Annotated in this window: 10 protein-coding genes; 5 read left to right on the top strand and 5 right to left on the bottom strand. The window is 61.1% G+C overall.

Annotation, left to right across the window (positions count from 1 at the left end):
* The first annotated feature begins 536 nt into the window (after positions 1-536).
* Positions 537-1,097, top strand: coding sequence for a DEAD/DEAH box helicase family protein (locus tag IPK17_RS11760; protein ID WP_343417874.1), 561 nt, complete (start codon positions 537-539; stop codon positions 1,095-1,097).
* Here IPK17_RS11760 and IPK17_RS11755 read toward each other — a convergent pair.
* The 4 genes from IPK17_RS11755 to IPK17_RS11740 all read right to left on the bottom strand — a co-directional run bounded on the left by IPK17_RS11755 (position 1,055) and on the right by IPK17_RS11740 (position 3,416).
* Positions 1,055-1,648: a Uma2 family endonuclease gene (locus tag IPK17_RS11755; RefSeq protein ID WP_343417873.1), complete on the bottom strand. Its 594-nt coding sequence runs from the start codon at positions 1,646-1,648 to the stop codon at positions 1,055-1,057. The genes IPK17_RS11760 and IPK17_RS11755 overlap by 43 nt on opposite strands.
* A 106-nt stretch (positions 1,649-1,754) precedes the next feature.
* Positions 1,755-1,883, bottom strand: coding sequence for a hypothetical protein (locus tag IPK17_RS11750; RefSeq protein ID WP_343417872.1), 129 nt, complete (start codon positions 1,881-1,883; stop codon positions 1,755-1,757).
* Between the two features lie 40 nt (positions 1,884-1,923).
* Positions 1,924-2,064: a hypothetical protein gene (locus tag IPK17_RS11745; RefSeq protein ID WP_343417871.1), complete on the bottom strand. Its 141-nt coding sequence runs from the start codon at positions 2,062-2,064 to the stop codon at positions 1,924-1,926.
* Positions 2,061-3,416, bottom strand: a complete 1,356-nt coding sequence (locus IPK17_RS11740; protein WP_343417870.1) for a NapC/NirT family cytochrome c — start codon at positions 3,414-3,416, stop codon at positions 2,061-2,063. Before IPK17_RS11740 ends, IPK17_RS11745 begins: the two co-directional genes overlap by 4 nt.
* 194 nt (positions 3,417-3,610) lie before the next feature.
* On the opposite strand from IPK17_RS11740, the gene IPK17_RS11735 reads away from it, so the two are divergent.
* From IPK17_RS11735 to IPK17_RS11720, 4 genes are read left to right on the top strand one after another with little or no spacing between them, the layout of a single operon-like run.
* On the top strand, positions 3,611-4,771 hold the full coding sequence (locus tag IPK17_RS11735) for a multiheme c-type cytochrome (protein ID WP_343417869.1): 1,161 nt from the start codon (positions 3,611-3,613) through the stop codon (positions 4,769-4,771).
* Positions 4,740-5,441 (top strand): hypothetical protein, encoded by a 702-nt coding sequence (locus IPK17_RS11730; RefSeq protein WP_343417868.1) that lies wholly within the window; start codon positions 4,740-4,742, stop codon positions 5,439-5,441. The genes IPK17_RS11735 and IPK17_RS11730 overlap by 32 nt, the downstream gene beginning before the upstream one ends.
* Positions 5,438-6,649 carry a cytochrome c3 family protein gene (locus tag IPK17_RS11725; RefSeq protein WP_343417867.1) on the top strand — a complete coding sequence of 404 codons (1,212 nt, stop codon included), beginning with the start codon at positions 5,438-5,440 and terminating at the stop codon, positions 6,647-6,649. Before IPK17_RS11730 ends, IPK17_RS11725 begins: the two co-directional genes overlap by 4 nt.
* Positions 6,633-7,631: a c-type cytochrome gene (locus tag IPK17_RS11720; RefSeq protein ID WP_343417866.1), complete on the top strand. Its 999-nt coding sequence runs from the start codon at positions 6,633-6,635 to the stop codon at positions 7,629-7,631. The genes IPK17_RS11725 and IPK17_RS11720 overlap by 17 nt, the downstream gene beginning before the upstream one ends.
* 223 nt (positions 7,632-7,854) lie before the next feature.
* Here IPK17_RS11720 and IPK17_RS11715 read toward each other — a convergent pair whose 3' ends face one another.
* Positions 7,855-8,277, bottom strand: a complete 423-nt coding sequence (locus IPK17_RS11715; protein ID WP_343417883.1) for a ClbS/DfsB family four-helix bundle protein — start codon at positions 8,275-8,277, stop codon at positions 7,855-7,857.
* Positions 8,278-8,308 lie beyond the last annotated feature (31 nt).

Genomic DNA, 8,308 nt, shown 5'->3' with positions numbered 1-8,308 from the left:
TCGGTTTCGTAGTCGTGCGCTTGGCGGTCAACCAAGCCCCGGCGTAAATGGGGATAGGCTTCCGTCTGTTCGAAGCCGGGAAACGATTCCAGCAGCGAGCGCCCGACCATTTGCTCGCGTGTGAGCCGACTGTAGCGGAGGCCGATCTCGTTGATGTAGAGACAGCGCCAGTCGAACCCCGATGATCATGCAGCTTTCGAGCAAGTGGTCAAACGCCCGGTAGGCGTGTGCGACCCCAGTGGTCGAGAGAGACAGTCGGGTGGGCGGATGCCAACTGAGCTTCAAGGTATGCGACGCGTTCTTGGGCGGCTTGAAGCTCCTCGCGGGCAGCGTCAAGCTGGGCTTGGAGCTGGGGAATATCATCTACCATCGGGATCAAACTTTACTAAATGCAGGAATTTTAAGTGCCTGCGAGGTTCAATGTGTTTATATCTTACATGATAATGCTGGCAAAATCATTAAGCTCGGTTGTTATTAATATGCTCGGCTGCGATTTGCGGGTAGCAGGTCGTTAGGCAAGCGAGAAAGGCGGCACAATGCTTGTAATTGTCGAAGGGGCGGATCTGGTCGGGAAATCGACGCTGGTCGAACGCCTCGCGGTACGGCATAACCTGCCGATCATCAAACTGCGGTGGGCGCTGCGTGGCGACCCGGAGATCGAGACGCGCGCGATGGCTGCGACGACTATCGGGATTCTGCGGGCGACCCAACCGCGCGCAATCTTCGACCGGGCGTACTTCTCGTGGTGGGCGTATGCGCCCGCTCTCGGCTACGATGCCAGCTATATGCCGGAGCTGATCGCGGGATTCACGGGAATTCACGCTCATGTGATCGTGCTGACCGCGAGCGAGGCTGAACTGCGCCGCCGGTACGAGCGCAAGCCGGATGCCTACTTCTCGCTCGACGTGATTTTCGCCGCGAATGCGCGCTTCCCGTCACTGCTGCCGCTGCTGCCGCCGTCGCTGCCGCGTCTACACATCGACACCACCGCGAACGATGCGGACGCGGTCTATATGCAGGCGGAAGAGCCTTTCTCCGCGAGTGAAGGCGGCGTTTACGACTCGTCGCCTTCTGTCAGAAAGATCACCTGCTCGTAGACTTCAGCCAAGGCGAGCGCGCAGTTGATGGATGCGAGTTCGATGCGTGCCGCCAAGTCAGCGACATCACTGAACTGCCAGAAACCGTGTTCCTGCCGCACGTAGCGTTCTATATGTGGGCTGTCCTGTGCGATCAAGACATATTCCTGCAAAGACTCGAGTTCGCGGTAACTCTGGAATTTCTTGCCACGGTCGTAGCGTTCAGTAGAGGGAGAGAGCACTTCGATGATGAGCGCCGGGTTGAGCAGGGCAACAATCCCATCGTGAACGATTTGCGGTTCGCCGCACACGACGCTGATATCGGGGTAGGTATAGTGCGTATTCGAAATTCGGACACACATATCTGAACCATACACCCGGCATGGCCCGCCGCGGCGCTGCTGCCAAAGTAGGGCAAAGGTATTCCCGGATATCGTGTTATGTTCAGCACTGGCGCCGGACATCGCGACAATCTCGCCATTCAGAAATTCGTGTGTTTGAATCCTGTCACGCTCAAAAGCCAGATATTCAGCTTCCGTCATCTTACCGCTGGCGTTAGGCAAGGCGGACATCGCAATTCCCTCGCATGTACTCATCAGTGAACCGGATTATAGCAGATCACCTGAATCAAAAGGCCGAGGGCAAGCCTCGGCCTGTGGTGTGCGTATCCCCTGCAAGCTACTGTGGCGCGCCGTTGGCGATCCACTGTGTGAGCAGTTCCAACTGGTGGTCGGTGACCTGCGCGAAGTGCCCATCCGCCAGCACCTGCAGGATCAGGCTGTCGTCTGGCGCGCCGGGAATGATCACCGGGCCGCTGCTGCTGCCGGCGAGGGCGCTCCATAGTCGGTCAGGCGTAGTTCTTTGGGGGCACGGCCCCGTGACACGCGCTGCACAACTGCGTGAACAGCGGCTGCAGTACGGCGTAAGTCGGCTCACCTGTGAAGTCTTCGAGGAGCGGCGCTTCCACCTGATAAATGCCGAGGATCATCGAGAGGCCGGGGGCGTTCCTAAGCCTGCGTATTCCCACTGCCCGCCGTGGCAGGCGCTGTTCGAGCAGAAGCTCGAGTCGTCGACGCCGCCGGGGTTCGACGTGGTGTGGCAGTTGGCACAGCTCGCGTCGAATTCGGTGCGGTGCTGCGCCAGCCAGGTCGACGTGAGGTGCGATTCTGGTTCGATGCCGGTCGTGAGCGGGATCATCGGTTCGATGTCGCCGGGACGCACAACTTCGGGGATCGAGTGGCACAGGTTGCATTCGAGCCGGATGACCTCGCCCTGTTCGCTGATGTGCTGACCGTCGTGGCAGCGGAAGCAGCCTGCCGAGTCGAGGTGACCGACGTTGTTCGGATGTGTGTCGTACGAAAGTTCCTGTTCCGGGTAGTTGCTCTCGCTATACATCACGTTGAGCGCAGCAATCGCATCCTGTACGAGGGGCGCGCCCGTCTCATAGAACTCCGGGTAGTTGTCGCGGTAGTACTGGTCGAGCGTGGAGAAGGCGAACTGCGCGTCTTCCGTCGAGAAGTATTCGTCGGCGAGCAGGTCTTCGGCCAGCGTGCGAATGAACGGGATGTCGGTCGAGATGTCCCCGGCTTGCAGCGCCGCATTGATCGCGCGGGAGGGCGTTTGCAGCAGGTGCGCGACGCGGTTATGGCAGGTCGTGCACTCGATCTCATGCAGTTCGTATTGCTCAAGATTGCTCGTATCGACGGGCGAGTTGATGTCCTGATACTCAATGACCTCGCCGTCCGCCGTTTCGACGCGCACGTAGGGGATCTCCTGCTGTTCGGGGTCAAGCGCGATGTAGCTGATCGGGTTTTCGACGTGCCAGTGAATGCCGCGCCCCAAACCCTGACGTTCACTGCCGCCGCCCGTGTGCATCAGCAGATAGGTGTCGTAGGGATCGTTGCTGCGGTTTTCTTCGTAGTTGTGGATCACGCGCAGGCTGTCGTCCGAGAACTTCTCGGGCGTATGGCAGACTTCGCAGGTCTCGTTGGCCGGGCGCATCTCCGCCGAGCGGATCGGGTATTCGTAGTTTTCGAGCACCGTGTCGACGATCAGCCGCATGTGGCCGACCTTGCGCGTGAGCTGGATGAGGATGAGGTCGCGCCCGATATGACAGTCGACGCACAGAATACGCGAATGTGGTGATTCGAGATACGTCTGGTATTCGGGCGGCATGGTGTGACAGACGGTCCCGCAGAATTCGGTCGAGTTACTGTACTCCCACGCGGGCGGCGCAGCCAGCAACCCGACGACACCCCCGAGAATCAGGAGAATGGGGAGGAAGATGTGCATGGAGATTCGGTTGCCATCCCGATACAGTATTCGCTTGAGCCATGACATGGTCGAATCCCCTTCGATTTGGTGCGCGACATATAGCTTGCGGAGCCGACAACAGACGTTACCCACTACATTAACCGATTCGCGCGCGAAAGATCATCCCCACGAATGATTAATAATCCATCTGGGGGATGATTGCGCTCGGCGGGGCTTACTTTAGAGTGAAGGTGGACACGTGACTCCAAAGGCAGCACACCATGCGTCGTGCGACTATTCTGTTACTCATCATCCTAGGGACTAGCTGTATTGGCCTCGGGCTGTGGCTGACGACGGCCACGCCGATTGCCGCGCAAGAAGACGAACTGGAAGACGCGGAATACGTCAGTTCGGACACCTGCAGCGACTGTCACCGTAACCTCGTGCGCTCACTCTCCGAGCAGCCGCACGGGCTCGCTTTACAAGACTCTGAACGCGACAAAGACTTGATCCTCGCGGACTTCGATCAAGGCGCAGACCTGCGCATGGTTCAGTTCCCCGGTGAAGATGCGCCGCGTCCGTTTGACGAAGACGACATCGTGTACGTCATCGGCGCGGGCAAGTATGTGCAGCGCTACCTCTACGAAGTGGATCGCCGCGTGTATGCCGTGCTGCCCGCCGAATGGGATGTGGTTGCGGGCGTGTGGCGGCCGTATCTGCTGGCGGAAACGTGGCCCGACCCGGCTTACGACTTCACGACGAACTGCGCGGGCTGTCACGTGACCGGGCTGGATGTCGAGCGCGGGCGCTGGGAAGATGACGGCGTGCTGTGCGAAGCGTGTCACGGCCCCGGCAGCGTGCACGCCGAAGTTGCCGACGACGCGGGCGGTCGCCCGAATGACGAAGAACTTGTGGAAATTCACAACGCGATCATCGTCAGCCCGGATGCGCAGGTGTGCGGGCAGTGTCATGGCCTCGGCAATCAGCCGTTCCCGGTCGACTATCGCCCCGGCGGCGTGCTCGTGCATGAGGATGGTTACGCGCTGGTCAGCGAAGACGACACGACCGCGTTCTATGGAACCGGTCATGCGCGCCTGAGCGGCATGCAGTACAACGAATGGATCGCCTCCGGTCACGCGACCGCCTTCGAGACGATGAGCGCCAGCCCGAACGCGCAGGCTGAGTGCCTGACGTGCCACAGCGGCGATTACCTGTTTACCGAGCGCATTCGCGGCATTTACGACGACGGCGACCTCTCCGGTCCCGTGCCCGACTCGCTCACGCTGGAGACGGCGAGCATGGGCATCACCTGCACGGTGTGTCACAGCCCGCATACCGCCGAAGACGAAGAATTCAACCTGACGAGCGCGCCTTATGAGATGTGTACGAGCTCGTCACCGGAATACGGAATTGGTGAACCCGCTGCATCATCCCGTGGTTGAGATGTTCGAAGGGCAGGCGATCATCGATAGTGTGGCAGGTGTCCCCTCCGCGCACTTCAGCGAGGAAGACGGCCCGCGCTGCGTCACCTGCCACATGACCTCGGTTGAGGCGGGCGGCTTTGCGCTGGCGAACCACACGTGGAAGCCGATCATCCCCGGCGAGGACGACGCGCCGCCGGATAGCTGCTCCGGTTGCCATACCGATCTCAACAGCGCCGACTTGCAGTCGCTGGTCGACGATACGCAGGCCGATGTGCGCAGCCGTCTGTCGATTGCGTTTGCGCGCGTCGCCAGCATCGCGCCGCCTGCCGTGGGCAGCGACGCCGAAGCATTATATCAGCGGGCGGTCGCCGCGCTGACGTTTGTGCAGGGCGATGGCAGTATGGGCGTGCATAACTACGCCTACGCCGATGCGCTGCTCGATCAGGCGTCGGTCATGCTGACGGAACTGAGCGTCCCCGGCGCCACCCTCGAACCGACCGAAGCGCCCGCGCCCACCGCGACGCCCTCCGTTGACCGCGCCGCCGCGGTGGCCGTCGAACGCAGTGTGACGAGCGGTTTCCGCCCGATGACGGTCATTCTCATCGGCTTGGTCGCTTTCATCTTACTCGCCGGAACGTTCGTGTTCGTCCGTCAAGCCCGGCGTCAATCACAGGAGACGCTGCGATGACGATCAAGGTCAAAGTTTTGCTCATCCTCGGCTTCTGGTTGATCGCCGGTGGGCTGGGACTGCTGCACTTCGGCGCGCAGGTCGCGGTCGCGCAAGAGGCGACGCCCGAAGTGACCGAAGTGCCGGTCGTCCTTGAGGCGACCGCCGAAGCCGCGGCGGAAATCAGCGCCGAAGCGACGGCAGAAGCGCCCGTGGACGAAGCGTCGGATGCTTACTGTCTGCTGTGCCACAGCAAACCGGATCAGGTGTGGACGCTGCCGAGCGGCGAAACGCTCTCAGTGACCATCGACCCGGCGGTGCTGCATGCGTCGGTGCACGGCGCCTCCAGCTCGGAAGGGGCGTTGGCCTGCAATGACTGTCACCCGAGTTTCCGCTATCCGCACGAGCCGAGCACCATCCGCACGGTGCGTGATTTCCAGTTAGAACGCTATGCGGTGTGCCGTAACTGCCACGAAGAGCAGTACACCCGCGCGCAGGACAGCGTGCACGGCGAATATATCCGCGCGAATCGCGTCGAAGCGGCGGTGTGCGTCGACTGCCACGGGGGTCACGATGTGCAGCCGCCGGACGAGCCGCGCCAGCGCATTTCACTGACCTGTGGGCGCTGCCACGGCGTGATCTTCGAGGAGTACAGCCAGAGCGTGCATGGTCAGGCGCTGCTGGGCGAAGATAATCCGGATGTGCCCACCTGCATCGACTGTCACGGCGTGCACGATATCGCCAACCCGACGACGGCGCTGTTCCGTACGCGCTCACCGGAATTATGCGCGCAGTGTCACGCCGACGCCTCGATCATGGATCAGTACGACATCAACACCAACGTCTTTGACAGCTACCTGACCGATTTCCACGGTTCGACGGTCGCGCTGTTCGAACAGGAGACCGAAGGCGCGGTCACCAATAAAGCGGTGTGCTACGACTGCCACGGCGTGCATAACATCCAGCCGATTGGTGATGGCACCGCCATCCGCGAGACGCTGGTCACGACCTGCCGCACTTGTCACCCCGACGCCAGCGCCGATTTCTCGAACGCGTGGCTCGGCCACTATCCGGCGACGCCGGAGCATCAGCCCGCGCTGTATACGGCGGATATCGCCTACGATGTCGCACTGCCCATCGCCGCGATCATCCCGCTGCTGCTGCTCGCCACTGAAGTTGTCCGCCGCCTGCGCTCAAGGGGGGAAGTAGACGATGTCCGTCGAGACTAAACTGTCATCATCCCCGGTACTGCCCCGGCTGGAAACGCTGGTGTTCGTCGTCGCCCTGATCGGGCTGATCGTGACTGGTTTGCCGCAGAAATTCGCGGGCGACCTGTGGTCACACTATGCGTTCGTCCTGATGGGCGGCATTGAAAGTACGCGCATTCTGCACCGCTTCTTCGCGCTGCTGCTCATCGCCGCGGCGCTCTATCACATCGCCGCGTTTCTGTACCGTCGCTTCGTGTTGAGCGCCCAGCGCGTCGATGTCGGCGGCAACGTGCTGAGCGCGGCAGTCCGGCAAATGGCGCGCAACTTTGGCGGCGGCGCGGCGGATTATCGCTTCGCTCTGCGCCTCGAATACTGGGTGCTCCTCATCAGTGCCGCGCTGATGATTGTGACCGGTTTGGTGTTGTGGAAGCCGGTCGCCGTGACGGGCGTGCTGCCTGCCGAGACCATTCCGCTGTTTCGCAGCCTGCATAGCGATCACGCGCTGCTGCTGGTTGTGTTTCTGGTGTTGTGGCGCAGCGGCATTGTGCTGCTGTGGCGTCCCGGTCGTATCCCCGCGCCGACACCGACTGCCAGCGCTGACCAGATTGCCAGCCGCCGCCGGGTGTTTCTCCCGGTCGCGCTGATCCTGATCGGCGTAGTGGTCGTGGCGCTGTACAGTTTCCTCACCTCGGCGCAGACGGCCATCAGCACGACGATCCCGCGCGAAGCGGTGATTTACGCGCCGCAAGCCATGCCTGAAAGCGGCGATCCGGATGTCGGGGCGGCGCTGTGGAGCACGCTGCGCTGTGCGTTCTGTCACGGCGCAGAAGCGCAGGGAGGGGCGGACGGTCAGCCTATGCTGCGCGGCACGGACATCACGCTGATCGATTTCTACGAGCAAGTGCGGGGCGGTCGCGGCGAGATGCCCGCCTTCAGCGCGGAAGACCTGCCGGATGCCTATGTGCTGCACTTGTACACGTGGTTGACGCAGCCGGGCGAATAGCCGGAATTTGCACAACATTTGCAGGGACGAGGCCAAGCCTCGTCCTTTGATCCCCGGCTAGCTCGGGGTGTTTTTGTAATTCGTGAACCTCTAGCCTCACCCCAAGAACCTGACGGTTCTTTGCCCCTCTCCCTTGGGAGAGGGGCGGTTGAGCGGAGCGAAACGGGGTGAGGCTGAGCTTGAAATCTGTAGAAGTTTGTTGGCGAATAGGCTCTAAATGCCCTTACGCCTGCTCGACAATCGCCTTGATCCACGGGAGGTGGTCGCGATAGTGATAAATCGTGTCCCAGTGCAGCCATTCGAGCAGCTGACGCTCGTCGATCGAATCGGATTGGTAATGACGGTAGGGGAGTAGGAGTTCGACTTCGGTCATACCATAGAGCTTCTGCATCAGGCGCTCATGATTTTGCCGGAAGGTTTGCAGCACGTCGACGAGCGGCATGGCCTGATACCGCTGCTGCATGACCGCATTGATCGCGTCATCCCCTTGCTGCCAAGTTTCCGGATCAATCGCCAGTGTTTCGCGCTTGAGCTTGCCATCGAGCAGTTCCAGCGCTGAACGCTCCCACTGCATCAAGTGCACGATATGGTCTTTCGCCGTCCAGCCGGCGGTATCGGTTGGTTGGGTCAACTGCTGTTCGGTCAGCGACGCTAGAGCGTGTTATGAACTTTAGGAT

It is taken from the genome of Candidatus Flexifilum breve (genome assembly GCF_016713355.1).
Note: the sequence above shows the minus strand (reverse complement) of the source record. Positions and strands in the feature narration are given on the sequence as shown.

Excerpts from the sequence above, each read along its gene's own strand:
- IPK17_RS11760 (WP_343417874.1), top strand. The coding sequence starts at position 537 with ATGCTTGTAATTGTCGAAGGGGCGGATCTGGTCGGGAAATCGACGCTG.
- IPK17_RS11735 (WP_343417869.1), top strand. The coding sequence starts at position 3,611 with ATGCGTCGTGCGACTATTCTGTTACTCATCATCCTAGGGACTAGCTGT.
- IPK17_RS11725 (WP_343417867.1), top strand. The coding sequence starts at position 5,438 with ATGACGATCAAGGTCAAAGTTTTGCTCATCCTCGGCTTCTGGTTGATC.
- IPK17_RS11755 (WP_343417873.1), bottom strand. The coding sequence starts at position 1,648 with ATGTCCGCCTTGCCTAACGCCAGCGGTAAGATGACGGAAGCTGAATAT.
- IPK17_RS11720 (WP_343417866.1), top strand. The coding sequence starts at position 6,633 with ATGTCCGTCGAGACTAAACTGTCATCATCCCCGGTACTGCCCCGGCTG.
- IPK17_RS11745 (WP_343417871.1), bottom strand. The coding sequence starts at position 2,064 with ATGATCCTCGGCATTTATCAGGTGGAAGCGCCGCTCCTCGAAGACTTC.
- IPK17_RS11740 (WP_343417870.1), bottom strand. The coding sequence starts at position 3,416 with ATGTCATGGCTCAAGCGAATACTGTATCGGGATGGCAACCGAATCTCC.